The following is a 24,534-nucleotide window of genomic DNA, read 5'->3' as shown; positions in this document are numbered from 1 at the left end:
ATTCACGTTGCTGTCCCCATTCCTTGGTGAGCTTCCGCCGAAAACGCTAAGCGGAAGCCGCAAGAAAGGACAGCTTTACGTTTTTTCGTTTATACGGATTAAAGCCAATCGTCGGGACGCGGCCACGGCATGAGCGCGGCTAGCGCGTCCGTCACCGGTTCGGTCACCGTGTACCGCCCGCGGTGGAACAGCAACGGCCGATCGTCGGAAGGTTCCCCGAGCGCGGTGACCCGACCGACGACGACGTAATGGTCCCCTGCCTCGTGCACCGCTTCGAGCGTGCAGTCGATCCACGTCAAAGCCCCGGTGAGCAAAGGAGATCCGGACGGAGCGGGCGTCCAGTCGACCGACGCGAACTTGTCCGCGCCCCGCGCGCCGAACACCGCGCTGACGTCTTGCTGGTCTTCGGCGAGCACGTTGACGGCGAACCGGCCGGACTCGGCGAGTACCGCCCACGTCCGGGAAGTCTTGGCAGGACAGAAAAGCACCAGTGGCGGATCCAGCGAAAGCGCCGCGAAAGACTGGCACGCGAAGCCCACCGGAGCCTCGCCGTCGTGCCCGGTCACCACCGCGACGCCGGTGCAGAAATGCCCGAGCACCGTACGGAACCGTGCCGGATCGATCTCCGCGCCGAGGTCCGTCACCGGGCTCACGACTGCCCCGGCGGACGGGCGCCGACTGAAAAGTCGTGTCCCCACAAGGAAACCGCCGTACTCTCTCGGGCGATCCAGCTTTCGTCGTCCACTTGACGTCCCTCGCAGCCGTATTCGACATCGAAGCCGCCGGGGGTCTTCATGTAGAACGAGAGCATCAGATCGTTGACGTGCCGCCCGAGGGTCGCCGACATCGGCACCTTCCGGCGGATGGCCCGGTCGAGGCAGAGACCGACGTCGTCGGTGTTCTCCACTTCGACCATGAGGTGCACGATGCCGCTGGGAGTCGGCATCGGCAGGAACGCGAGACTGTGGTGACGCGGGTTGCAGCCGAAGAACCGTAGCCACGCCGGGGCGCCGTCGGCGGGCCTGCCGACCATCTGCGGCGGCAGTTTCATCGAGTCCCGCAGCCGGAAACCGAGCACGTCGCGGTAGAAGCGCAGGGACGCCTCATCGTCGTGTGTGGACAGGACGACGTGCCCGAGCCCCTGCTCACCGGTCACGAACTTGTGCCCGTACGGGCTCACCACGCGCCGATGTTGCAGCGCGACCCCGTGGAACACTTCGAGCGTGTTGCCCGAGGGGTCCTCAAAGGACACAAGGCCGTCGACCCGGCGATCGGCCAGCTGATCCGGCGTGCCTTCCTTGTACGGCACCGAGTGCGCGTCGAGCGACGCCCGGATCTCGTCGAGTTCGCCGGCGTTGGCGACCTCCCAGCCCGCGACGGCGAGCCTGTCGCGCTCACCGGGGAACACCACCAGCCGCGCCGGGAAATCGTCCATGCGCAGGTAAAGCGCCTCGGGATTCGTGCCGGAACCCTCGACCATGCCGAGGACCTTCAGCCCGTATTCGCGCCACGCGGCCATGTCGGTGGCTTCGATACGCAGGTAGGCGAGCGAACGGATACCCATCAGGAGGCTCCCAGGAAGTCGAGTGCCAGCCGGTTGAACTCGTCGAACTTCTCCAGCTGCGCCCAGTGCCCGCAGCCGCCGAACACGTGCAGCTGCGCACGCGGGATCGTCTTGAGCGCGAGCAGCGCGCCGTCGAGCGGGTTCACCCGGTCTTCGCGCCCCCAGATGAGGAGCACGCGCTGGCGCAGGCGATGCGCCTCACGCCACAGCATGCCCTCTTCGTAGGAGTCCGGCTGGGCGAAAGACTTCCCCATCGCCTTCATCGCGGCCAGCGACTCCGGCGCGCTCGCGGCGGCGAACCGCTCGTCGATCAGTTCGTCGGTGATCAGTGACTGGTCGTGCACCATGATCCGCAGGAAGGCTTCGAGCTTCTCGCGGCTCGGCCCCGGCGGGGCACTGAACCGGCCGAGATTCTTGATGCCTTCGGTGGGATCGGGGGCGAACAGGTTCACGCTCAGGCCGCCCGGTCCCATCAGGACGAGCCGCCCGGCGCGCTTCGGATGGTTGAGCGCGAGCCGCACGGACGCCCCGCCACCGAGCGAGTTCCCGACGAAATGCGCCCGCTCGATCCCGAGTTCGTCCATCAGCCCGACCACGGCGTCCGCGCTGTGCCGGAAATACTGCGGATGCTCGGTCGGTTTGTCCGACCGGCCGAACCCGGGCTGGTCGACGGCCAGCGTCCGGTAGCTCTTGCCGAACACCGGCAGGTTGCGGCCGAAGTTGCTCCACGCCGACGCGCCGGGCCCGCCTCCGTGCAGCAGGATCACCGTCTCCGCGTATTCCGCACCCGCCTCGTGGTAATGCAGCTTGAGTCCACCTTGGACGGTGACGTACTTGCCTTCGGTCATCAGACCATCGCATTCTCGACGGGCAGCCCGAAGGCGCCGGTTCCGAACATGACGTAGGCGCGCTCGGCGTCGTTCGCCGCGTGCACGCGGCCGGCGTGGGCGTCGCGCCAGAACCGCTGGATCGGGGTTCCGGCCTGCAGCGCGCGGCCGCCGGAGTTCTCGAAAAGCCGGTCGATGGCGAAGATCGCGCGTTCCGTACCGCGGACCTGGTCGCGGCGGACCCGCAGCCGGGTGGGGAACGGGAGCTTCTCACCCTGGCACGCCAGCTGGTAAAGCTCGTCGATGTTGTGCGTCAGCTGGAGCCAGGCCGCGTCGATCTCGCTGGCCGCCTCGGCGATACGCACCCTCGCGAACGGGTCCTCTTTGGACTGTTCGCCCGCGTACGCCGCGCGGACCCGCTTGCCCTGGTGCTCGACGTGCGCGTCGTAGGCGCCCTGCGCCATCCCGATGATCGGCGCGGTGATCGTACTCGGATGCACCGAACCGTACGGCAGTTTGTACAGCGGCCCGGGGTTGATCTCCTGCCCCGGCGTCTTGCACTTCGACGTCGCGATGAAGCTCAGCGCGCGGTGTTTCGGGACGAACACGTCGTTCACGATGATGTCGTTGGACCCGGTGCCGCGCAGGCCCACGGTGTCCCAGACGTCTTCGATCGTGTAGTCGGAGATCGGCACCAGATAGGTGCAGAAGTCGACGGGTTTCCCGTCCTTGAACGTCGGCCCGCCCAGCAGCACCCAGGTCGCGTGGTCGCAGCCGGAGGAGAAACTCCAGCGCCCGCTGAGCCGGTAGCCGCCCTCGACGACGTCCGCCTTGCCCATCGGCGCGTACGACGACGAGATCCGGACGTCGGCGTCGTCACCCCAGACGTCCTGCTGCGCCTGCGCCTCGAACAGCCCGAGGTGCCACGGGTGGACGCCGAGGATGGAGGCGACCCAGCCGGTGGACCCGCAAGCGCTCGCGACGAGTTTGACCGCGGTGTAGAAGCTCACCGGGTCGGCTTCGATGCCACCGAAGGTCTTCGGCTGCAGCATCTTGAAGAACCCGGTCTCCTGCAGGGATTTGACGGACTCCTCGGGAACGCGCCTGGCGTCCTCCGCCTCCTGCGCCCGTTCCCGCAGGACCGGCAGCAGCTCCCGGATCCCCGCGATCACGTCCTGCGCGGCGTGCTCGCTCATATGCGTTCCCTCTCTCGCCATACTCCGTGAACCGGATCCAAGACTAGAACACGTTCTCGTTTTTGTCGACCGATCCCCGGTCGAGCGCACTGTGCAGTCCGGCACGCCGACCGGAAAACACGCAATCGGCCAGCGACAGGCCGCTCACATAAGACCTAGAACAGATTCCCACCGCGGACCGGCCCGCCGCGTACAGACCGCGGATGGGGACACCGGCCCCGGAACGGACGGCACCGGTCTCCTCATCGACCACCAGGCCGCCCAGGGTCAGCATCGGGCACGGATAGCCGAGGTTCGGCTTGATCGAGACGTCGATCAGCGAATACGGCGCCCGATCCAGCGGCCGCGCGAATTCCGCGGGCTTACCCGTCGGATCCGCGCCGGAACGCGCGGCCTCGACGGTGGCGGCAAGCCCGCCCGGGTCGACGCCCGCCTTGCGCGCGACCTCGTCCAGCGACCCGGCGACGACCCGTTGCCGCAGGAGATAACGCACCTGAAGTCCTTGGAACCATTGGCTTTGCCCGCGCGCGTCCCGCCGGACCTCCTGGACGATGTCGTCGTCGACCAGCAGCCAGCCGCGGCCACCGTGCTCGGCGATCATGCGTTCGCCGACGGCCGCGCCGTACCGGGACTCGTCGATGATCCGCCCGCCCGTCTCGTCCACGAGCAGGCCGCCGAGGAACGCCGACGGCGGGGTGATGAACCGCCAGGCGGAGATCCGCCCGAGTTCGGCGGTGGCCCCGCCCGCCTCGACACCCATCCGGATACCGGATCCGTCGTCGGCCGAGGTCCCGAGCGCCAGCCCGCCCCGGTACGCGGGCGCGTGCTCGCGCACCATCTCGCGGTTCGCGATGAACCCGCCCGCCGCGAGAACGACCCCGCGTGTGGCGGAAATCCGCAGCTCACGGCCGTAGCGGCGCTCGATCCGCTCCGCCCGCCGGTGCAGTGACTTCCGCAGCGAGGGCACGTAGATCCCGGGTTTGGCGGCATACGCGGACAGCTTCCGATGCGCGGCCCGCACCCGAGCGGGAGCGTCCCGCAGGGTGGACACCACGACGCCGGTGACGGTGCCGTCGTCGTCCACGATCAGGTTCCGCGCCGCCGTCTGCGGCAGCACCTGGATCCCGCGGCTCCGGACCGCCTCGGCCAGGCGTTTCATCAGCAGTTTCCCGGAAGTGCCCGGCCCCTTGACACGATGCCCCCGCGGCGCCGGCTTGGCCGCCTCACGGAAACCGCCTGCCGCCTCGCTGCCCGAGTAGTACAGATAGTGCTTGTCGCTCGGATAAGACGTCTTGTACGGGCACAGACTGCCCTCGAAGGGGACACCGTTGCCTTCCAGCCACGAGATAATCTCCGTACTCCCCGCACAGAACCGCCGCAGGGTCTCCTCGGAGACGACGTCGCCGACCTCGAGCCGCAGGTAGTCGTACATCGCGTCGACGCTGTCGTCGACGCCCGCGTCCCGCTGCTGCGCCGTCCCGCCACCGGCGTAGACGACACCGCCGCTGACCGCGCTCGCGCCACCGCCGGAGAACCGGTCCAGCACGAGCACCCGGGCACCGGCGTCGGCCGCTTCGATCGCCGCGCAGGCGCCCGCCGCACCGAAACCCACGATCACCACATCCGCGACGAGGGAGTCCATGGCCCCACCCTAGAACTAGAACACGTTCTCGTCTATGGTGACTGGAGCAGCGCGGATGCTGCTCGATGCTTCCTACAACGTGTTTCAGGTGAGGGGCGTATGGAGTTCGACGTGATCGTGGCGGGCACCGGTGCCGCCGGGATGACCGCCGCACTGTCCGCAGCCCACCGGGGACTCGAGGTCCTGGTCGTGGAGAAGGCCGCCCACTTCGGCGGCTCCACCGCGCGCTCCGGCGGCGGCGTCTGGATCCCCGGCAACCACGCGCTGCGGGCGGCCGGGATCTCCGAGCCCCCGGAGCGGGCGCGCGAATACCTCGAAGCGATCGTCGGTGACGTGGTCCCCGCCGAACTCCGGTCGGCCTTCCTCGACCGCGGCCCCGAGGTGCTGTCCTTCGTCTGCGACCACACGCCGTTGCGCTTCCGCTGGGTCCGCGGCTACTCGGACTACCACCCGGAGGCCCCCGGCGGGCGCGCCGGCGGACGCTCGGTCGAACCGGTCGCGCTCGACGGCAACCTGCTCGGCCCGGAACTGGCGAATCTGGAGCCGCCGTACAGCGCTCCCCCGCTGGGCGCGCCGATCACCCAGGCGGACTACCGGTGGCTGAGCCTGCTCGCCCGGCACCCGCGCGGCGTCCTCCGCGTGCTGAGCCTCGGCGGCCGCTGGCTCGCGGGCCGGATCCGCCGTCAGCGGCTGCTGTCCATGGGGCAAGCGCTTGCGGCCGGGCTGCGTGAGGGACTGCGACGGGCCGAGGTGCCCGTCTGGCTGAACACGCCGCTCGTGGATCTGGAGATCGAAGGCGACCGGGTGACCGGCGTCGTCGTCCGCCACGAGGGTGAGGACAAGACGATCCGCGCGCGGCTCGGCGTCGTCCTCGGCGCGGGCGGGTTCGAGCGCAACGAGGAGATGCGGGTCAAATACCAGCGCGCGCCCATCGGTACGGAGTGGACCGTCGGCGCGGAGGCCAACACCGGCGACGCCATCGACGCCGGGCTCAAACTCGGCGCGGCCGTCGACCTGATGGACGACGCCTGGTGGGGTCCGTCCATCCCGCTCACCGGTGGCCCGTGGTTCGCGCTCGCCGAGCGGTCGCGGCCGGGCTGCCTGATGGTCAACGGGCGGGGTGAGCGTTTCGTCAACGAGTCGGCGCCCTATGTCGAGGCCGTGCACGCGATGTACGGCGACGGGGACGGACCCGGCGAGAACTTCCCGACCTGGCTGGTGTTCGACCAGCGCAACCGCAACCGGTACATGTTCACCGGTCTCGGACCCCGCCAGCCGCTGCCCGGCCGCTGGTTCAAAGCGGGCATCGCGGTCAAAGCGAGCACCATCGCGAAACTCGCCGAGCGGATCGAGGTCCCGGCCGACGCGCTGGAGAACACCGTGCGCCGGTTCAACGGCTTCGCGAAAAGCGGCGTGGACGAGGACTTCCACCGCGGGCGCAGCGCGTACGACCACTACTACGGCGACCCGCGGAACAAACCCAACCCGAGCCTGGGCCCGCTGGACGTCGCGCCGTACTACGCGGTGAAGATCGTGCCCGGCGACCTGGGCACCAAGGGTGGCTTGAGGATCGACCCGCACGCCCGCGTCCTGCGCGAGGACGGGTCGGTCATCGACGGGCTTTACGCGGCGGGCAACACGAGCGCGGCGGTGATGGGCCGTACCTACGCCGGCCCCGGCGCGACGATCGGCCCGGCGATGGTGTTCGGCTACCTTGCGGCCGAGCACCTCGCGCAGCAAGATCACACCAAAGCGGGAGGCAGCCGATGACGACGGAATCCGTACGGCAGATCGACGCGGGCGCACCCCCCACGCGGTTCGCGCGCGGGTGGCACTGCCTCGGCCTCGCCGAGACGTTCCGCGACGGGAAACCGCACGCCATCACCGCGTTCGGGACGAAACTGGTGGTCTTCGCCGATTCGTCCGGCAAGCTGAACGTGCTCGACGGGTACTGCCGCCACATGGGCGGCGACCTCACCCAGGGCGAGGTCAAGGGCGACGAGATCGCCTGCCCGTTCCACGACTGGCGCTGGAACGGCAACGGCAAATGCGTGTCGATCCCCTACGCCAAACGGGTTCCGCTGCGGGCGCGCACGAAGTCGTGGCAGGTGCTGGAGGAGAACAAGCAGCTGTTCGTCTGGCACGACCCGGAGGGCAACCCGCCGCCGGACGACGTCGTCATCCCCCGGATCGAAGGCATCTTCACCGGCGAGTGGAGCAACTGGACCTGGGACTCGGTGCTCATCGAGGGCTCCAACTGCCGCGAGATCATCGACAACATGGTCGACATGGCGCATTTCTTCTACATCCACTACGCCTTCCCGACCTACTTCAAGAACGTGTTCGAGGGCCATATCGCCACGCAGTACCTGAACACGAAGGGCCGCCCGGACAAGGGCATGGCGTCGAACTACGGCGGCGAGGAGAACCTGCTGCGGTCCGAGGCGTCGTACTTCGGCCCGTCGTACATGATCAACAAGCTGCTCAACACGTACCAGGGTTTCGAGATCGAGAACGTGCTGATCAACTGCCACTACCCGGTCACCGAGAACTCGTTCGTCCTGCAGTGGGGCGTGAGCGTGAAGAAGTTCGAGGGTGTCTCGGACGAGCACGCGGACAAGATCGCCGGGAAGTTCGCCAAGGGTATCGGCGTCGGCTTCCTGCAGGACGTCGAGATCTGGCGCAACAAGACCCGTATCGACAATCCGTTGCTGTGCGAGGAAGACGGGCCGGTGTACCAGCTGCGCCGCTGGTACGACCAGTTCTATGTGGACGCGGCCGACGTCACCGAGGACATGACGCGGCGGTTCGAGTTCGAAGTGGACACCAGCCGCGCCAACGAGGTCTGGGCGGCGGAGGTGGCCGAGAACCTGGCACGGCAGCAGGCGGAAGAGGCCGGGGTGTGAAGCCCGAGACCGTCGAATTCCTCACCGCCGGGCTGCGGCCGCTGACCTGCCGCTCGTGCGGGACGTGCGTGCTGGTCAAGAAGAACAGCATGCAGCACACCAGCATCCAGTGGACGAGCGACGCGTCCCGGAGCTGCCCGGTGTTCGCCGAACAGAAGGCGTCCGGGGCGCAGACGGCGTTGCTCGACACCTGCGGCAATCTCAGTGAGAGCATCGAGATCGCCTTGAAAGACGGCCTGCTGGAGGTGCCCGAATGAGCGGTCCCGTCACCGTGACCGTGGCCGAGGTGATCACCGAGACGGCCGACGCGCGGTCGATCGTGTTCGACATCCCGGCCGAGCACGTGTCCGCTTTCGCTTACGCCCCAGGGCAGTTCCTCACTGTCAGGGTGCCGAGCGACCGGACCGGTTCGGTGGCCCGCTGTTACTCGCTCTCCAGCGCGCCCCACGAGGGCCGGGTGCAGGTCACCGTCAAACGCACCGCCGACGGCTACGGGTCGAACTGGCTGTGCGACAACCTGCGGGCGGGGCAAGAGGTCCAGGTGCTCCCGCCGGCCGGGGTGTTCAGCCCCGCGTCGCTCGACGAGGACTTCCTGCTGCTCGCGGGCGGCAGCGGGATCACGCCGGTGATGTCGATCCTCAAATCCGCGCTGGAGCACGGCACCGGCAAGGTGGTGCTCCTGTACGCCAATCGCGACGAGGGCTCGGTGATCTTCGCGCGGGAACTGGCGGACCTCGCCGCCCGGTACTCCGATCGGCTGGCCGTCGTGCACTGGCTGGAGAGTCTCCAGGGGCTGCCGACGGAAGCTCACCTGCGCGCGCTGGTGGCGCCGTACACCGCGCACGAGGCGTTCATCTGCGGCCCGGGGCCGTTCATGGACGCGGCACGCACGGTGCTCAAAGACCTCGGGCTGCCGCGCAAGCGGATCCACCTGGAGCGGTTCCTGTCGCTGGGCGGGAACCCGTTCGAGGTGGCCGAGCCCGTCGCCGTCGAAGAGGCCGAGACCCCGGCGTCGGTCGAGGTCACCCTCGACGGCGAGACCAGGAACCTCGCGTGGCCGCGCCGGACGAAACTGCTGGACCTGTTGCTGGAAAAGGGTTTCGACGCGCCGTACTCGTGCCGCGAGGGCCAGTGCAGCGCGTGCGCCTGCCGGATCGTCACCGGTGAGGTGAAGATGCTGAACAACGAGGTCCTCGACGGCGACGACATCGCCGAAGGCATCGTGCTGGCGTGCCAGTCCCTGCCGCTGACCGACGAGGTCACCGTCACCTACGAGTAGGAGTTCCCCCGTGCCCATCGATCCTTCGGTCGCGATCGGCGCCGACCTCGGCGAGGTGAGTTTCGCCTGGACCGCGTCCGACGTGCAGCTCTACCACCTGGCGCTGGGCGCCGGCGCGGATCCGATGAGCCCGCGCGAACTGCGCTACACCTACGAAGAGGGCCTCCAGGTGCTGCCGACGTTCGCCACCGTGGCGGCGAACCTGCGCGTGTTCGAGCCGCCCGCGGTCTCGTTCCCCGGCGTCGAGGTCGACCTCGGGAAAGTGCTGCACGGCAAGCAGGAGGTCATCGCGCACCGGCCCATCCCGGTCTCGGGGAAGGCCGTGGCGCGGACGCGGATCGTCGACGTCTTCGACAAGGGCAAGGCGGCCGTGATCGTGAACGAGACAGTCGCCACCGACTCGGACGGCACTCCACTGTGGACGCTGCGATCGAGCATCTTCGCCCGTGGTGAAGGAGGTTTCGGTGGCGAACGCGGCCCGTCCGATCGCGTCGAGCTTCCGTCGCGGGAGCCGGACGCCGTCATCGACACCCCGACGCTGCCGCAACAGGCGCTGCTCTACCGGCTCTGCGGGGACCGCAACCCCCTGCACGCCGATCCCGCGTTCGCCGCGGCGGCCGGGTTCGACAGGCCGATCCTGCACGGCCTGTGCACCTACGGCGTCGTCGCGAAGGCGGTCACAGACGCGTGCCTCGACGGCGACACCGCCCGCGTCGCGTCGTTCTCGGCCAAGTTCGCCGGCGTCGTCTTCCCCGGCGAACCGCTGCGGACCCGCGTCTGGCACGAGCCCGCCGGGCTGCTGATCGCGACCACGGCGCCGGACCGGGACGACGCGCCCGTCCTTTCCGACACTTTCTTGACCACGACAGACTGAATCCTCGTTCCCGCAGGTAGCGCACCTGGCTAGACTCGGCCGGGTGCGCCCCTTGATCTCGGACCCGTATGCCGAACTCGGCCGGGACTACGCGCGATCGAGACGGCCGGATCCCCGCGTCGCCGCCGCCATCACCGCGGCCCTCGGCGACGCGCGCTCGGTGGTCAACGTCGGGGCCGGAGCCGGTTCCTACGAGCCGGAAGACCGCGACGTGGTGGCCGTCGAGCCGTCACGGCGGATGATCGCGCAGCGTCCCGCCACGGCTGCGCCCGCCGTCCAGGCGTGCGCGGAAGGCCTGCCCTTCGCCGACGGCGCCTTCGACGTCGCCTTGGCGGTGCTCACCGTGCACCACTGGACCGACGTGACCGCCGGGCTGGCCGAGTTGCGGCGCGTGTCCCGCCGCCAGGTGATCGTGACCTGGGATCAGGCGGTGTTCGCGCGGTTCTGGCTGGTGCGGGACTACCTGCCCGAGATCGCCGAACACGAGAGCAGACTGGCCTGTCTCGACCGGGTCGTCGAAGAACTGACCGAGGCGGGCCAGGTACCCGCGGTGGCACCGCTGCCGGTGCCGTCGGACTGCGTCGACGGCTTCCTCGGCGCGTATTGGCGCAGGCCGGAGGCGTACCTGTCCGAGCGGGTGCGCGCGGGGATGTCCGGGGTGGCCCTGCTGGACCAGAACGTCGTCGCGACGGCGGTCGAGCGGCTGCGCGCCGATCTCGCGGACGGGCACTGGCACCGGCACCACGTCGGGCTGCTCGGCCGGACGGAACTCGACCTGGGCTACCGGCTCGTCACGACGTGACCGAGTACACAGTGGACACTCCCGCGACGTGAACGGCGGTCGACCCCGGCCGCGAGGCATGGTATTCATGGCTCTCGTGACGGCAGGGACGGGAGCGGCATGACGACGGAGTACTTCGTGGTCCGTGGCCAGGTGGAGAAGGGCGACCAGCGGGGCAGGGAGCTGGGCTTCCCGACCGCCAACATCGCGCTGCGCGACCAGGACGGCCAGGTCGGCGACGGAGTGTGGGCCGGCTGGGCCGAACGTGCCGACGGCACCCGGATCGCGGCGGCGGTCTCGGTCGGCAGGCGGCCGACCTACTACGGCGCGGACGGCTACCGGCTCGTCGAGGCGCATCTGCTGGACTTCAGCGGTGACCTCTACGGCGAGGTGCTGACCGTCTGGCTGGGCCACCACCTGCGCGAGCAGGAGGCGTACCCGTCTTCGGAAGCGCTGATCGTCGCGCTCAACAAGGACATCGCCGACGCGCGCAAGTGGGCCGCGGAGAACCCGGCCGACGGCTTGCCGGACGCGGGTGCCGCGGAGGCCGGTGTCGTGCGGCGCGTGCCGCTCGGTTCCTAGACCGCCGCAGGACATCTGCTTCAAGCGGTCTGATCGCCCACGACCGCCGCGTGGCGAGGGCGCGAAAGCCACTTTCGCGACCTTAGATGTCTCGAAAGTGGCTTTCGCGACACGTCTTCCAGCCCGGCTCACCACTTACGCCCTAGAACCGGCACTTCATCCAGGACTTCAGGACCGGCGTCCCACGGGCGTTGCGAAAGCCACTTTCGCAACGTTGAGTGTTGCGAAAGTGGCTTTCGCAACACACCCCCGAGACGTCAGACCGCCGCGCCCAGCAGCATGTAACCCATGCCGAGTCCCATGATCACCCGGCACACCCGCCGCGACGTCTGGCCATCGCCGCCACCCCGCGCCGCGAGTACCCCGGCGCGCACGGCGTCCGCCGCGAAATACGCGGCCACGGCACCGAAGATCAGCGAAAGCCACAAGGCCGAAGTGCCACCAGGGCCGGACATCACCAGCCACGGCCCGTGGGTCACGTCGCTGTGCGGCATGAAGGTCACCATGAACAGCATCGCGACGGCGGACACGGCGTGATGCCCGCACGACGAGTGCCCGGAGCGCCGCCCCCGCCACCACGAGACGGCGAACCAGCCCGCGGTCAGCGCCAGCACCGCCTGCCAGCCCGCCGCCGGGATCGGGCCGCCGACCGGGGACAGCATCGCGACCATGGCGACGACGAGCAGCAGTTCGGCCAGGTCGCCGTTGCGGACCGCCGCGCCCTGCCTGCCGTAGTCCAGGCGGACGAGTCTCAGCACGCAGGGCAGGACCAGCGCGGCGAACACCGCGGTCAGGGTCCACGCGACGACGATTGGTCCAGACATGGCACCTCCCGGCCGGTAACCCCTTCACCGTGGCAGGTGGCGCTCTAGTACACCATCGGGCATTGAGGTGATCTCAGCCCGCGGTCAGGACCAATCCGCTCGTAGGTACGCCGGTACCGGCGGTCACCAAGACCCGGGACGCCCCGTCGACCTGGTTGACGGCGTCGCCCCGGAGCTGCCGGACCCCTTCGGCGATCCCGTTCATCCCGTGGATGTAGGCCTCCCCCAGCTGCCCGCCGTGCGGGTTGAGCGGGAGTTTCCCGTCGAGTTCCAGGGTGCCGCCGCCGATGAAGTCCTTGGCCTCGCCCTTCCCGCAGAAGCCGAGTTCTTCCAGCTGCATCAGGACATAAGGGGTGAAGTGGTCGTACAGCACGGCGAGGTCCATGTCGCCGGGGCCCAGCCCGGACTGCTCCCACAGCTGCCGTCCCACGACACCCATTTCGGGCAGCGCCGGCAGATCGTCGCGGTAGTAGCTGGTCATCACGTACTGGTCCGGCCCGCTCCCCTGCGCGGCCGCCGCGATCACGGCGGGCCGGTGCGGCAGGTCTCGCGCCCGCTCGGCGCTGACGACGACCAGGGCGACCCCGCCGTCGCTCTCCTGGCAGCAGTCCAGCAGATGCAGCGGTTCGGCGACCCAGCGGGAGGCCTGATGCTCGTCGAGCGTGATCGGCTTGCCGTAGAACCACGCCTTGGGGTTGGTCGCCGCGCGGGCACGGTCGATAACCGCCACCCGGCCGAAATCCTCGCTGGTCGCGCCGTACTCGTGCATGTAGCGCCGGGCGAGCATGGCAACGGTCGCGGCCGGCGTCGCGATCCCCATCGGGTAGTGGAACGCGTTGTCGACGCCGGACGAGTTCACCTGCCCCGCGGCGGCCGAGGACACCTGCCCGAACCGCATGCCGGACCGTTCGTTGAACGCCCGGTACGCGACGACCACGTCCGCGACCCCGGTCGCGACTGCCATCGCGGCCTGTTGCACGGTCGCGGCCGCGGCTCCGCCGCCGTAGTGGATCCGGCTGAAGAACTTGAGCTCCGGGATGCCGAGCTCCCGCGCGACGGCGATCTCGCTGTTGCCGTCCATGGTGAACGACACCAATCCGTCCACATCGGACGGAGTGAGCCCGGCGTCCTTCAGCGCGCTCGAAACCGCTTCCGCCGCCAGCCGCAGCTCACTGCGCCCGGAATCCTTCGAGAACTCCGTCGCACCGATCCCGGCGATGGCCGCCCGTCCCGACAGGGTCATCACTCGCCTCCCAACGTGATCGCCACGGTGCCCACCACATGTTCACCGAGACTGTCCACACCGGACACCGAGACCACGACGTCGTCGCCGTCCCGTTCCGTGACCCGCCCGGTGAAGGTCAGCGTGTCGTAGGCATAACAGGGCACGCCGAGCCGGATCTTGATCGAGCGCACGAACGCCTCCGGGCCCGCCCAGTCGGTCACGAACCGTTGCACCAGGCCGGTGTCGGTGAGGATGTTGAGGAAGATGTCCTTCGAGCCGCGCTGGACGGCGGCGTCGCGATCGTGGTGGACGTCCTGGAAGTCCCGCGTCGCCAGCGCGGTGCTCACCACGAAGGTCGGGGTGGCCTCGATCGTCAGCGGCGGCAGCTCGGTGCCGACCGGACAGTCCTTCATCGCGCGACCCTCCAAGCGGGCAACGTCAGTTCCTCGTCGATCTTCACGAAGGCCGATTCCACCGGGAGTCCGATGTGGACTTTCTCGGGATCGGCGTCGAGCAGCTCGCCCATCACCCGGACACCCTCCTCCAGTTCGACGAGCGCGACCACGAACGGCAGCTCCTTGCCGGGGACCTTCGGATGGTGGTGCACCACGTAGCTGTAGACCGTGCCGCGTCCGCACGCGACGACGTAGTCCGGCTTCGCGCCGAAGTCGCCGTCCGGCGGCATGGGTCCGGGCGGATGCCGCAAGGTCTCGCCCCAGCGCTGAATCCGCAGCTCGCCTTCCCGCAGACCGGCCCAGAAGAACTCGGTGTCCTTGCTGATCACCGGCCGCAGCACGGGCGCGGCGGTTTTGGCGGGCTCGGCACCCGGCGGACGGAACTTCAGCACCCGGAACACCATGTCCGCGACGGCCTCGTCGCCGACGTACCAGGTGGTCTTCGTCGTCACGAACCAGCCTTCGCCCAGCGCGGTCCGTTTCGGCCCGACCACACTCTCGAGTTTCGCGGTCGCTTCGACCCGCTCGCCGTGCCGCAGATACCGGAAGTAGTTCTGTTCGGAGTTCGTCGCGACCACCGAGGTGAACCCGGCCTCGTCGAGCACCTCCATCATCGCGCCGAGCGGATCGTCCGACGCCCTGGTCCAGTGCAGCCCGCCCATCGTCCACACCTGCGCCATCGCGGGCGGCGCGACGAGTCCCTTGTGGACACTCGTGGCGGCGAACTCCTCGTCGACGTACACGGGATTGCGGTCGCCGATGGCTTCGACCCAGTTGTTCACCATCGCCTGGTTGACCGCGTCGCGCGCGGCCCTCGGCGCGGATTCCCCGCGCGCGGCGATGCGTTCGGCCGCTTCCTGGATGCTCATCGCGGCACCCTCGGCAGGCCGAGCCCGGCGGTCGCGATCAGCTCGCGCTGGATCTCGCTGACGCCACCACCGAAGGTCAGGACCAGATTGCGTTTGGCCACCACGTCCAGCCACTGCGCCAGTTCCGCGGTTCCGGCGTCGGCCTGATCGCCGTGTCGCGCCACGATCTCCTCCAGTTTCCTGGTCAGCCCCTGGATCCGCTCGGAGCCGACGATCTTGGTGGCCGACGCGTCGGCCACCGCCACCGGCGCGGTCGCGGACGACGCCGCGACCTGCCAGTTCAGCAGTTCGTTGATGCGCGCGGTCGCCAGGGTTTCCGCGAGCACGGCCCGGACGTCGGGCAAGTGGAGCAGAGGTGTCCCGTCGGGGGTCTTCCTCGCCGCCGCCCACTCACGGACGCGGTCGTGGAGACCGCCGATCCGCCCGGCGGGGCCGAGCATGACACGTTCGTGGTTCAGCTGCGTGGTGATCAGCCGCCAACCCTCGTTCTCCTTGCCCACCAGCATGTTCGCCGGCACGCGGACGTCCGAGTAGTAGGTGGCGTTCACGTGGTGGGCGCCGTCGCAGGTGATGATCGGCGTCCACGAGTAGCCCGGGTCGCGGGTGTCCATGATGAGGATCGAGATGCCCTTGTGCCTGGGCGCGCCGGGATCGGTGCGCACGGCCAGCCAGATGTAGTCGGCGTCGTGCGCGCCGGTGGTGAAGATCTTCTGGCCGTTGACGACGTACTCGTCCCCTTCGCGCACCGCCGTCGTGCGCAGCGCCGCGAGATCCGTTCCCGCGTCGGGCTCGGTGTAACCGATGGCGAAATGCACCTCGCCCGCGAGGATCTTGGGCAGGAACAGGGCTTTCTGCTCTTCAGTGCCGAACGCCTGCACCGTGGGGCCGACGGTCTGCAGCGTCACCGACGGCAGTTGGACGTCGGCACGGGCGGCCTCGTCGACGAAGATGTGCTGCTCGATCTCGCCGAAACCCCGGCCGCCGTACTGTTCCGGCCAGCCGACGCCGAGCCATCCGTCGCGGCCCATCCGGCGCACGATCTCGCGGTACACCGGCCCGTGCCGCTCCCGCAGCATCGCGCGCCGCTCGTCGGCGCTCACCAGCCCGGCGAAGTACTCGCGCAGTTCGGAGCGCAACTCGTGTTGCGCCGCGGTCAGTTCGATCAGCATCGGTTCACCCCGCCACCAGTTCGCCCAGGCCGGCCAGCCGATACGAGGCGCCGCCGAGCGTTCGTCCCAGATCCTTGACCGCCGACGAGAACCGGTGCAGCGGATACGTTTCGTCCACGCCGATCCCGCCGTGCAGGTGATGGCAGACGGCCAGCGCCGCGGGCGCCTCCTCCGCCAGCCAGTAGGCCGCGATGTCGAGTTCCGCGTCGGCGTCGAGCCCTGCCGCGAGCCGCCAGACGGCCGACCGCGCGGCCAGCTGGACCGTCCTCGAAGCGACGTAGACGTCGGCGATCTGCTGGGCCACCGCCTGGAACGTCGCCAGCGGCCGCCCGAACTGCTCACGTTCGCCGACGTGTTTCGTGGTCAGCGCGAGCGCGCCGGCGAGCAGCCCGTCGCCGAACGCCACGGCGCCCGCGAGCGCGAACCGGTGCAGCGTCGCGATCGACTCGCCGGGACCGTGCCCGTTGAGGAGATCGGCGTCGGTGACGGTCACCGAGTCCAGCGTCATCGTGTAATCCGGTGTGCCGGAAGAGGTTCTCGTCGGCGTCAGCGTCACGCCGTCCGCGCGCGGATCGACGAGGAAGACGCCGGTACCGCCGGGCAGCGAAGCGGGCGTCAGGATCCGGGTCGCCTCCGCCGCGAACGGCACACCGATCTTGACGCCACTCAGCCGCCAGTCACCGGCCGACTCCGCGACCGTCGCGGGCCGCGTGGTGAACGGCGCGGAAGGCTCGTGCAGCGCGGCGGTGAGCACGGCTTCGCCCGCGGCGACCGGCGGGAGCAGCGCCGAACACTGGTCGGGCCCGCCCAGCGCGGTGACCGGCAGGACGCCGAACGCCAGCGACGCCAGCGCGGGCGTCGGCGAGGCGACGCGCCCGAGTTCGGTCAGCACCAAGGCGACTTCGGCGACGCCCAGACCGTCACCGCCGAGTTCGGCGGGCAGCGCCAGGGCGAGCAGACCGGCGTCGGCCAGCGCGCGCCACGTGTCCGCGGACTCACGCTCCTTGCCGAGGACGCGCGCGGCCAGCGCGGTGACCTCGGTCTGCGTCTCGTCGAACTGGAAGTCCACACTGGCTCCTCACCGGGGCGAACGGGCACAATATTGAAACCTGTTCTAGTCTTAACCGGAAGGAGCCGCGACGGCAAGGGGGAGGATCTAGGAGGTGGCCTTGAGCAACTCCGCGAGCGCGTCGGGGAAGTGGTCGGCGAGCGGCCACAGGTCGCCGGTGAGTTCGCGGGCGCCGAGCAGACCGACGTCGACCCGGCCCGCGTTGGACAGCACGGTGACGTTGAGCCCCGCGCCGTGGAACACCGGGCCGAGCGGATAGAGCCCGGTGATCCGGCAGCCCAGCAGGTACAGCGGCATCGGCGGGCCCGGCACGTTGGAGACCACCAGGTTGTGCACCACCGGATGCCGTTCGGCCAGGCGCAGCGCGGAATACGCGCGCACCGCGAGGCCGAACATGGTCGCCGCCGAGAACTGCGCCCAGTCCTGGAGCATGTCGGCGTCGATGGTGTGGTGATGTTCCTTGGACAGCCGGTTGGATTCCGCGAGCATGAACAGCCGCGCGGCGGGGTCGTCGAGATGCGTCGGCAGCGAGGCGAAGAAGGCCGACACCTTGTTGCTGCCGTGCTCGCGCTCGGTCCGGCCGTGTACCGACACCGGCACGGTCGCCACCAGCGGATCCTCCGGCAGTTCGCCCCGGTCGCGCAGGAACTGCCGCAGCGCACCGGAAACCACGGCGAGGACGACGTCGTTGACCGTCACCCCGAAGGCGTCCTTCACCTGCTTGACGTCATCGAGATCGAGGGAAGCGTAGGCGACACTGCGGTGCGCGGTGATCGTCCCGTTGAAAGAGGTGCGCGGCGCGGTGAACGGGACCGGCATCCCCTTGCCCTGCAACGCTTTCCCCAGCCATCTCGGCACGAGTTCGAGCAGGTCGGGCAGCAGCTTCACCAGCTCGACCGGCCGCTTCGCGAACGACGTCAGCCCCGCGCCGAACAGCGCGCGCCTGCCGGGAACGCCCGCGTTGCTCCGGTCGTCCTTCGCGATCTCAGGCGGCGGGGCGTCCGGATCGAGCCCGGCGAGGTAACTGATCAAGCTGGCACCGCCGACTCCGTCGACGCTGGCGTGATGCATCTTCAGCAGGACCGCGACCTCGCCGCCGGCCAGGCCCTCGATGACGTACAACTGCCAGAGCGGCTGCGCGCGGTCCAGTCGTTGTCCCGCGATGTGGGCGCAGAGTTCGGCCAGTTCCCGCCGGTCGCCGGGGGCGGGTACGCCGATCCGGTGCACGTGGGCTTCGAGGTCGAAGTCCTCGTCCTCGACCCAGACCGGATGCGCCGGATTCCAGAGCGGGTTGTGCAGTTTGCGCCGGAACGCCGGGATCAGCTCGACCCGTTCGGCCAGCTTCTCCTTGAAGCGTTCGAAATCGTAGCCGCCGGGCATGGTCGAACCGTCCACGGTGAGCAGCCCGCATATGTGCAGGACCTGGGCCGGTGTCTCCAGGTAGAGGAAACTCGCGTCCAGACCGCTCAATCTCTGCATGAGAAGCACCTTAAGTGAACTTTGCAACCCGTTCTAGGCGGTCACCCGGCGGTAGGATCGGTGCCCATGCAGCCGAGTTTCGTCGTCCGCCAGGCCCTCCAGCTCGCGCTCACCGCCAACGCCCTGAAGCCGCCGAGGGGTGCCCGCACGGCGATCCCGGCGTTCTTCGCGGGCTGGCTCACCGGGGAGCTCGCGCCGCATCTGCTCGCGCTCACCGCGGCCGACGCGGCGGCGCATGTCGCCCGGCACCGGGGCGGTTCGAGCAAGGCCGGGCTCGCGCTCGCGGCGGCGTCGGCGGCCGGGCTCGGCACGCTGATCGCGCAGTCCCAGCGGGCCCGCGACGAGATCGAGACGGCGCTGGCCGAAGGCATCGGCGAGGCCTACGCCGGCGAACTCGAGCACCCGCCGAGCCCGACCGACCTCGCGACGCCGTGGGGCCAGCTGGCCATGCCGTTCCGCATGCGCGACCCCGACGTCCGGCGTACCCGGAACATCGCCTACGCGCCCGGCGGGAAACGGTTCCTGCTCGACGTCTACGCCCCGCGCGAGCCGGTCACCGGCGCGCCGATCCTGCTGCAGGTGCACGGGGGCGCCTGGGTGATCGGCAACAAGGACCAGCAGGGACTGCCGCTGATGCTGCACATGGCCAAACGCGGCTGGATCTGCGTCGCGATCAACTACCCGCTCTCCCCCGCCGCCCGCTGGCCCGCGCATATCATCGCCGCGAAACGCGCGCTGGCCTGGATCCGGGACAACGCCGAGACCTACGGCGGCGACCCGTCCTTCGTCGCCGTCACCGGCGGTTCCGCGGGCGGGCATCTCGCCGCGCTGCTGGCCCTGACCGCGAACGACCCGGCCTTGCAGCCAGGCTTCGCCGAAGCCGACACGAGCATCCAGGCGTGCGCCCCGCACTACGGCGTGTACGACTTCGCCGCGACCAGCGGACGGCGCTCCAGCCAGGCCCGGTTGAAAACGCTGATCGCCCGGCACGTCTTCGAGGCGGACCGCGATCCGGTGAACTTCCTCGACGACTACATCGCGGCGTCACCGCTGGACCGGATCACCGAGGACGCGCCGCCGTTCTTCGTCATCCACGGCGTCCGCGACTCGCTGGTACCGGTGGGTGAGGCCCGCGAATTCGTGCGGCGCCTGCGGGACAAGTCCCGGCGTGAGGTCGCGTACGCGGAGATCTCCGGCGCGCAGCACGCCTTCGACGTCTTCCCCTCGATCCGCAGCGCCCATGTGGTGCGCGGGGTGGAACGGTTCCTGGAGTGGAGCTATCGCACCTGGCTGCGCCGCTCCGGCTCCTCGTGAGTGGGATCGCTCCCTTGCCCGGTCCGTGAAGGCCTCCTTCACTACCTCGCGATCGTCACCGCAGCCTCAGTGGCACCAGCAGTCACAGCGGCGGCGCGTGAAGGCCCCCTTCCCTCGGCTCAGCCGAGGAAACTCGCCCTTCGCACCTATACCCAGTACGTGAAGGACCCCTTCATTGCGCCTGGCGCAATGAAGGGGTCCTTCATGTACTGCCGGGGCAAGCGTGACAGTGGCGTGGTGGGGCGCGGCTCGTGAGTGATGAGGACGGTTAGAGCCAACCGCGTCCTAAGGACCTACTGGTCGGAAGTCCGTGGAGGCCTCCTTGAGGGACCCAGAGTCCCTCAAGGAGGCCTTCACGGACTGGGAACACAAGGCGCGGCGTGAGCAAAGCGTAGCCCGCTCGATGCGGTGCCACGTCCTCGTGAGTGGTGAGATCAGGGCGGGTAGATCACGTCGGTCGGCCGGGCGGAGGACGGGCCGTCGACCCGCCAGCCCTCGCCGTCGCGCACGAAGCGATACCACCGGTCGTCCCGGCCGTAGCGCAGTTGCAGGTCGCCCTGCGTGATCCGGTTCCGCCACGTCTTGGGCTCGCCCGGCAACCCGGATTCGGCCAGGTCCGCCTTGGCCTGGGCGAGCGGTGCCTGCGCGGGCCGCCAAGCCTCCCGGACCACCGCCATCCCGCCCCGGCCCGCCTCCCGCCAGGCCTGTGCCCAGAGGGTCAGATCCCGCACCGCGACCCCGGCCGCCTCGGCGAGTTCGGCGACCATCTCGGGCTCGCTCGCCGCCGCGCGGCGAGCGAGGTCTTCCTCGAACGACAGCTCCACCTCGCGCTCGGGACCCATGACCAGCAGCTCCCAGGCCCGCGCGGCGGCGTCGGCCGCCAGTTCGACGAACATCTCACCGCTCCAGCCGGTGCGGTGCGGCGGATCGACGTCGAGAACCGCGGGTGGCCCGACCGTGGCCGGGAGCGCCGGCCGCGGCGGGAGTGCGGCGATCCGCCGGGTGTAAGCCCGCTTCGGGTCCACCCCGGGCGCGGCGGGGGCACGCACCCGTTCGCCCGGCGTGGTCGCGGGGGCTCGGCGGGACCGCAGTTCCGCGAGCACGGCTTCCCTCGGCCTGCCGCGCAGCAGGAACAACACGAACGGATCGGCGTCGACCTCGTCCGCGACCAGGTAGTACACCGCGGCGACATGCTTGCACGGGTTCGCGCTGTCGGGGCAGGAACACTTCGGGCGCAGATCGCCGGGGCCGGGCAGCAGGTCCGCGCCGGCGGCTCGCGCGTCCTCGGCCAGCTCGCCGGGCAGTTCGCCGTCTAGGAGGGCCGCGACGTGCCCGAGCCGCGAGCCGACCATGCCTAGCAGGCTCTCCCACTGCGGCTCCGTGAACGCCCGCATGTGGATGGTCACCCGGTACGGCACCGACCGGCTGCCCTGCACCCAGGCCGTCACCTCTCCCACGCCGACGGCGAGCTTGGTGACCGTGCCTTTGCGCGCGTACGTCCGCCCTCGCGGTAACCGGTTCGGATCGAGTTTGGCGCGTTCCTCCAGGGCCTCGACCCACGCCTTGCCCCACCACGTGTTGCCGAAGGTGCGCCGTTTCCGCCCTGTCACGCCGGGCATCAGGGCTCTCCGAGCCGGACGAGGTCGGCGAGTTCGTCGTCGGACAGTTCGGTGATCCAGTTCTCGCCCGCGCCGACGACCGCGTCCGCCAGCCCGCGTTTGGTCTCCAGCACCCTGGCGATGCGCTCCTCGAGCGTGCCCTCCGCGATCAGCCGGTGCACCTGGACCGGCCGGTCCTGCCCGATGCGGTACGCGCGGTCGGTGGCCTGGTCCTCGACCGCCGGGTTCCACCAGCGGTCGTAGTGGATCACGTGGGTGGCCTTGGTCAGGTTGAGCCCGACACCGCCCGCCTTCAGCGAGAGCAGGAACACCGGCACCTCGCCCGCCTGGAACCGGGCGACCATGTCCTCCCGGACCTTGGGCGTGCTCGATCCGGACAGCAGCATCGTCGGCAGACCGCGTTCGGCCAGGCGTTTCTCCAAAAGACGGCACAGCTGGACGTACTGGCTGAACACGAGCACGCTGTCGCCCTCGTCGAGGACGACGTCGAGCAACTCTTCGAACGCGGCCAGCTTGCCGGACCGGCCGTGCAGCACCCCCGGTTCCTTGAGGTACTGCGCCGGGTGGTTGCAGATCTGTTTGAGCTCGGTGAGCAGTTTGAGCACCTGCCCACGCCGGGCCACCCCGTCCAGCTCGCGGATCATCGCGAGGTTTTCCCGGACCACGGCCTCGTACAGTGTCGTCTGCTCGGCGGTGAGCGGGACGAACCGGTCGGTCTCGGTCTTGCGCGGCAGCTCGGGGGCGATATCCGGGTCGGTCTTCTTGCGGCGCAACAGGAACGGCCGGACGGTCGCGGCGAGCCGTTCGGTCGCCGCGGTGTCCCGGTCCCGCTCGATCGGACGCGCGACCTTGCGGCGGAACCCGTCGAGCGAACCGAGCAGCCCCGGCGTCGTCCAGTCGATGATGGACCAGAGCTCGGTGAGCCGGTTCTCCATCGGCGTCCCGGTCAGCGCGACCTTCGCGGCGGCCGGGATCTTCCGCAATTCCTTGGCGGTGACCGAAAGCGGGTTCTTCACGTGCTGCGCCTCGTCGGCGGCGATCATCCCCCAGTCCACTTCGGACAGTGCCTCGCGATCGCGGCGGAGCACGCCGTACGTGGCGAGCACGACCTCGTCCGGCGCGACCTCGTCGAGATGCCGCCCGCCACCATGGAACCGGCGCACCGGGATGTCCGGCGCGAACCGGGCGAACTCCCGTTCCCAGTTGCCCAGCAACGACGTCGGGCACAGGACCAGGGTGGGCCCCTCGCCGAGCGGACGGCGATGCAGGTGCAGGGAGATGAGCTGGATCGTCTTGCCGAGCCCCATGTCGTCGGCGAGGCAGGCGCCGAGACCGAGCCCGGTCATCGTCGCCAACCAGGCGAGCCCGGCCTTCTGATAGGGCCGCAGGGTGGCCTTCAGATCCGCCGGCTGCTCGATCGGTTCCGCGGCGCTTTCCCGGATCCGCTGGAGCAGCCCCGTCACCGCCGACGGTGCGGTGAACTCGACCTTTTCGCCGTCCAGCTCCAGTTCGCCGGTGAGCGCCGCGGCCAGCGCCTCGGCTCCCGACAGCTTCTTCGCGCGGTGGGCGCGCACCTTGGCGAGCAGGCGCGCGTCGACCTTGACCCATTTCCCCCGCAGCCGCACCAGCGGTCGCTTGGCCTCCGCGAGCGCGGTGACCTCGGCGTCGGTGAGGTCTTCGTCGCCGAGGCTGAGCCGCCAGCGGAACTGCAGGAGGCTCTTGAGCGTGAACTCTGGGCCGGTCACGCTGCCGGGAGCCTGGGTCGCGCTCGCCTTCGCCTTGAGCTCGCCCGCGAAGAGGTCCTTCGGCCACTGCACCTCGATGCCGGCGCCACCGAGCGCCGCGTCCCCGTGGGTCAGCAGATCGACGACCTCGTCGTACTCCAGCATCAGCCCGGTCGGCGCGGCGGACCGGAGCATGCGGCCGAGCGGAGCCCATGCCCTGGCACCTCGGCGCAGGCCTAACAGCAACTGCGTCTCGACCTGCTCGCCCATCCGTTCCAGGACCGCTTCGGGCGCGTCCCACAGCGTCGCCGCCTCGACGATCAGGCTCGGGTCGGCGGCGCTCCGCACGGCGAGGACGGCCTCGAACATGGGCTCTTCTTCGGGGTTTTCGGGTTCATGGACCTCCATGCGCAGGACGAGATGCGCCCCCTGGGCCTGCCGGGCGCTCAGCTCCGCCAGCCAGGCGGCACCGTCCGGCCCGACCAGCGTGGGCTCGGCCGCCGCGAACGCCGGACCGCCCGCCGCGACGCTCGCGGCGGGCGTTCGGACCAGCACGTCCGCCGTCGCGTCCCAGAGCGCGCGGATCAGCGACTCCGGTGAATGCAGCCGGATCCGTTTCAGCCCGGACAACGGCAGCGCGTGTGCCTCGGGAGGCAGCGCGGCGGCGAGCCCGCGCAGCATCTCCTCGTCGGCGACGTCGAGCGGACCGACCCGCCACGAATCCACCCCGCCGGGTGAGGCAGCGGGCAGCAGCCTGCCACGGGCGATGAGGTTCACCCCGGCTTCGGCGACGGCCGACCACGCGGCGATGGCCGGGCTCAGGTCGCCCTCGGCGGTCAGCAGCCGCGGAATCGCGCGTGACAGCGGGACGAGTGCCGCGTCGACCTTCGTACGCCGGAAGACCTTTCCCACCGGCAGCACGAGTTCGATCGCGGTGTCACCCGCTACGCCGTCTCCCCAGAGCGCCAGCACACCGTCCCGCGGGGGATCCGAGGGGACGAAGGTGGCCTGGGTTCCTGTGCCGAACTCCACGACCCGCACGCTAGAGCACCGGACCGACATCCCTCGGGCGGCGGTGCTATGAACGGTCCGTTCCTTGCGAAATTTGCAAGGAACGGACCGTTCATAGCACGCGA

General features: G+C 69.7%; 22 protein-coding genes. 8 read left to right on the top strand and 14 right to left on the bottom strand.

Annotation, left to right across the window (positions count from 1 at the left end):
* Positions 1-98: 98 nt before the first annotated feature.
* The 5 genes from hsaB to ACOCEP_RS23605 are packed head-to-tail and all read right to left on the bottom strand — an operon-like array spanning position 99 to position 5,229.
* Entirely contained in the window at positions 99-653 is a 555-nt protein-coding gene (gene hsaB / locus ACOCEP_RS23625) for a 3-hydroxy-9,10-secoandrosta-1,3,5(10)-triene-9,17-dione monooxygenase reductase subunit (protein WP_482331168.1), read from the bottom strand.
* The gene (hsaC, locus tag ACOCEP_RS23620; RefSeq protein WP_038516029.1) at positions 650-1,564 is read right to left on the bottom strand and encodes an iron-dependent extradiol dioxygenase HsaC; all 915 of its coding nucleotides are present in this window, start codon (positions 1,562-1,564) and stop codon (positions 650-652) included. The genes hsaB and hsaC overlap by 4 nt, the downstream gene beginning before the upstream one ends.
* On the bottom strand, positions 1,564-2,412 hold the full coding sequence (gene hsaD, locus ACOCEP_RS23615) for a 4,5:9,10-diseco-3-hydroxy-5,9,17-trioxoandrosta-1(10),2-diene-4-oate hydrolase (protein WP_482331167.1): 849 nt from the start codon (positions 2,410-2,412) through the stop codon (positions 1,564-1,566). The genes hsaC and hsaD overlap by 1 nt, the downstream gene beginning before the upstream one ends.
* The gene (gene hsaA, locus ACOCEP_RS23610) at positions 2,412-3,587 is read right to left on the bottom strand and encodes a 3-hydroxy-9,10-secoandrosta-1,3,5(10)-triene-9,17-dione monooxygenase oxygenase subunit (protein ID WP_482331166.1); all 1,176 of its coding nucleotides are present in this window, start codon (positions 3,585-3,587) and stop codon (positions 2,412-2,414) included. Before hsaA ends, hsaD begins: the two co-directional genes overlap by 1 nt.
* A gap of 43 nt (positions 3,588-3,630) precedes the next feature.
* Complete coding sequence (locus tag ACOCEP_RS23605; protein ID WP_482331165.1) at positions 3,631-5,229, bottom strand: FAD-binding protein; 1,599 nt, start codon at positions 5,227-5,229, stop codon at positions 3,631-3,633.
* 99 nt (positions 5,230-5,328) lie between these two features.
* On the opposite strand from ACOCEP_RS23605, the gene kstD reads away from it, so the two are divergent.
* From kstD to ACOCEP_RS23570, 7 genes are all read left to right on the top strand, one after another.
* Positions 5,329-6,999 (top strand): 3-oxosteroid 1-dehydrogenase, encoded by a 1,671-nt coding sequence (kstD, locus tag ACOCEP_RS23600; RefSeq protein WP_482331164.1) that lies wholly within the window; start codon positions 5,329-5,331, stop codon positions 6,997-6,999.
* On the top strand, positions 6,996-8,135 hold the full coding sequence (locus ACOCEP_RS23595) for a 3-ketosteroid-9-alpha-monooxygenase, oxygenase component (protein WP_482331163.1): 1,140 nt from the start codon (positions 6,996-6,998) through the stop codon (positions 8,133-8,135). Before kstD ends, ACOCEP_RS23595 begins: the two co-directional genes overlap by 4 nt.
* Positions 8,132-8,392: a hypothetical protein gene (locus ACOCEP_RS23590; protein ID WP_350594423.1), complete on the top strand. Its 261-nt coding sequence runs from the start codon at positions 8,132-8,134 to the stop codon at positions 8,390-8,392. The genes ACOCEP_RS23595 and ACOCEP_RS23590 overlap by 4 nt, the downstream gene beginning before the upstream one ends.
* The gene (locus ACOCEP_RS23585) at positions 8,389-9,414 is read left to right on the top strand and encodes a 2Fe-2S iron-sulfur cluster-binding protein (protein WP_482331162.1); all 1,026 of its coding nucleotides are present in this window, start codon (positions 8,389-8,391) and stop codon (positions 9,412-9,414) included. The genes ACOCEP_RS23590 and ACOCEP_RS23585 overlap by 4 nt, the downstream gene beginning before the upstream one ends.
* A gap of 10 nt (positions 9,415-9,424) precedes the next feature.
* Entirely contained in the window at positions 9,425-10,288 is an 864-nt protein-coding gene (locus tag ACOCEP_RS23580; RefSeq protein ID WP_482331161.1) for a MaoC/PaaZ C-terminal domain-containing protein, read from the top strand.
* Positions 10,289-10,340: 52 nt separating this feature from the next.
* Positions 10,341-11,090: a class I SAM-dependent methyltransferase gene (locus ACOCEP_RS23575; RefSeq protein WP_449698654.1), complete on the top strand. Its 750-nt coding sequence runs from the start codon at positions 10,341-10,343 to the stop codon at positions 11,088-11,090.
* A gap of 99 nt (positions 11,091-11,189) precedes the next feature.
* Positions 11,190-11,651, top strand: coding sequence for a riboflavin kinase (locus ACOCEP_RS23570; RefSeq protein WP_073846827.1), 462 nt, complete (start codon positions 11,190-11,192; stop codon positions 11,649-11,651).
* Between the two features lie 257 nt (positions 11,652-11,908).
* Here the strand turns inward: ACOCEP_RS23570 and ACOCEP_RS23565 are convergent, their stop codons facing one another.
* The 7 genes from ACOCEP_RS23565 to ACOCEP_RS23535 all read right to left on the bottom strand — a co-directional run bounded on the left by ACOCEP_RS23565 (position 11,909) and on the right by ACOCEP_RS23535 (position 18,741).
* Complete coding sequence (locus ACOCEP_RS23565; protein WP_482331160.1) at positions 11,909-12,475, bottom strand: DUF5134 domain-containing protein; 567 nt, start codon at positions 12,473-12,475, stop codon at positions 11,909-11,911.
* A gap of 73 nt (positions 12,476-12,548) precedes the next feature.
* The gene (locus ACOCEP_RS23560; protein ID WP_482331159.1) at positions 12,549-13,718 is read right to left on the bottom strand and encodes a lipid-transfer protein; all 1,170 of its coding nucleotides are present in this window, start codon (positions 13,716-13,718) and stop codon (positions 12,549-12,551) included.
* Positions 13,718-14,113, bottom strand: a complete 396-nt coding sequence (locus tag ACOCEP_RS23555) for a MaoC family dehydratase (protein ID WP_482331158.1) — start codon at positions 14,111-14,113, stop codon at positions 13,718-13,720. The genes ACOCEP_RS23560 and ACOCEP_RS23555 overlap by 1 nt, the downstream gene beginning before the upstream one ends.
* Positions 14,110-15,024: a bifunctional MaoC family dehydratase N-terminal/OB-fold nucleic acid binding domain-containing protein gene (locus ACOCEP_RS23550; RefSeq protein WP_482331157.1), complete on the bottom strand. Its 915-nt coding sequence runs from the start codon at positions 15,022-15,024 to the stop codon at positions 14,110-14,112. Before ACOCEP_RS23550 ends, ACOCEP_RS23555 begins: the two co-directional genes overlap by 4 nt.
* Positions 15,021-16,193: an acyl-CoA dehydrogenase family protein gene (locus ACOCEP_RS23545; protein WP_482331156.1), complete on the bottom strand. Its 1,173-nt coding sequence runs from the start codon at positions 16,191-16,193 to the stop codon at positions 15,021-15,023. The genes ACOCEP_RS23550 and ACOCEP_RS23545 overlap by 4 nt, the downstream gene beginning before the upstream one ends.
* A 4-nt stretch (positions 16,194-16,197) precedes the next feature.
* Entirely contained in the window at positions 16,198-17,262 is a 1,065-nt protein-coding gene (locus ACOCEP_RS23540; RefSeq protein ID WP_482331155.1) for an acyl-CoA dehydrogenase family protein, read from the bottom strand.
* 87 nt (positions 17,263-17,349) lie between these two features.
* Positions 17,350-18,741, bottom strand: a complete 1,392-nt coding sequence (locus ACOCEP_RS23535; protein WP_482331154.1) for a WS/DGAT/MGAT family O-acyltransferase — start codon at positions 18,739-18,741, stop codon at positions 17,350-17,352.
* A 66-nt stretch (positions 18,742-18,807) separates the two neighbouring features.
* Here ACOCEP_RS23535 and ACOCEP_RS23530 point away from each other — a divergent pair, with 66 nt between their 5' ends.
* A complete protein-coding gene (locus tag ACOCEP_RS23530) occupies positions 18,808-20,055 on the top strand; it encodes an alpha/beta hydrolase fold domain-containing protein (RefSeq protein WP_482331153.1) in 1,248 nt (415 codons plus the stop codon).
* A gap of 434 nt (positions 20,056-20,489) precedes the next feature.
* On the opposite strand, the gene ACOCEP_RS23525 is transcribed toward ACOCEP_RS23530, so the two are convergent.
* Together ACOCEP_RS23525 and ACOCEP_RS23520 are read right to left on the bottom strand one after the other, a co-directional pair.
* A complete protein-coding gene (locus ACOCEP_RS23525; RefSeq protein ID WP_482331152.1) occupies positions 20,490-21,674 on the bottom strand; it encodes an SWIM zinc finger family protein in 1,185 nt (394 codons plus the stop codon).
* Positions 21,674-24,439 (bottom strand): DEAD/DEAH box helicase, encoded by a 2,766-nt coding sequence (locus tag ACOCEP_RS23520; RefSeq protein WP_482331151.1) that lies wholly within the window; start codon positions 24,437-24,439, stop codon positions 21,674-21,676. The genes ACOCEP_RS23525 and ACOCEP_RS23520 overlap by 1 nt, the downstream gene beginning before the upstream one ends.
* Positions 24,440-24,534: the final 95 nt, after the last annotated feature.

Source organism: Amycolatopsis sp. CA-211722 (genome assembly GCF_056828465.1).
Note: the sequence above shows the minus strand (reverse complement) of the source record. Positions and strands in the feature narration are given on the sequence as shown.

Bases quoted from the DNA above. Each gene is read 5' to 3' on its own strand.
- kstD (WP_482331164.1), top strand. From the start codon at position 5,329: ATGGAGTTCGACGTGATCGTGGCGGGCACCGGTGCCGCCGGGATGACC.
- ACOCEP_RS23570 (WP_073846827.1), top strand. From the start codon at position 11,190: ATGACGACGGAGTACTTCGTGGTCCGTGGCCAGGTGGAGAAGGGCGAC.
- hsaA (WP_482331166.1), bottom strand. From the start codon at position 3,587: ATGAGCGAGCACGCCGCGCAGGACGTGATCGCGGGGATCCGGGAGCTG.
- ACOCEP_RS23605 (WP_482331165.1), bottom strand. From the start codon at position 5,229: ATGGACTCCCTCGTCGCGGATGTGGTGATCGTGGGTTTCGGTGCGGCG.
- ACOCEP_RS23545 (WP_482331156.1), bottom strand. From the start codon at position 16,193: ATGCTGATCGAACTGACCGCGGCGCAACACGAGTTGCGCTCCGAACTG.
- ACOCEP_RS23525 (WP_482331152.1), bottom strand. From the start codon at position 21,674: ATGCCCGGCGTGACAGGGCGGAAACGGCGCACCTTCGGCAACACGTGG.
- ACOCEP_RS23535 (WP_482331154.1), bottom strand. From the start codon at position 18,741: ATGCAGAGATTGAGCGGTCTGGACGCGAGTTTCCTCTACCTGGAGACA.
- ACOCEP_RS23595 (WP_482331163.1), top strand. From the start codon at position 6,996: ATGACGACGGAATCCGTACGGCAGATCGACGCGGGCGCACCCCCCACG.
- ACOCEP_RS23565 (WP_482331160.1), bottom strand. From the start codon at position 12,475: ATGTCTGGACCAATCGTCGTCGCGTGGACCCTGACCGCGGTGTTCGCC.
- ACOCEP_RS23560 (WP_482331159.1), bottom strand. From the start codon at position 13,718: ATGACCCTGTCGGGACGGGCGGCCATCGCCGGGATCGGTGCGACGGAG.
- hsaC (WP_038516029.1), bottom strand. From the start codon at position 1,564: ATGGGTATCCGTTCGCTCGCCTACCTGCGTATCGAAGCCACCGACATG.
- ACOCEP_RS23555 (WP_482331158.1), bottom strand. From the start codon at position 14,113: ATGAAGGACTGTCCGGTCGGCACCGAGCTGCCGCCGCTGACGATCGAG.
- ACOCEP_RS23585 (WP_482331162.1), top strand. From the start codon at position 8,389: ATGAGCGGTCCCGTCACCGTGACCGTGGCCGAGGTGATCACCGAGACG.
- ACOCEP_RS23550 (WP_482331157.1), bottom strand. From the start codon at position 15,024: ATGAGCATCCAGGAAGCGGCCGAACGCATCGCCGCGCGCGGGGAATCC.
- hsaD (WP_482331167.1), bottom strand. From the start codon at position 2,412: ATGACCGAAGGCAAGTACGTCACCGTCCAAGGTGGACTCAAGCTGCAT.
- ACOCEP_RS23530 (WP_482331153.1), top strand. From the start codon at position 18,808: ATGCAGCCGAGTTTCGTCGTCCGCCAGGCCCTCCAGCTCGCGCTCACC.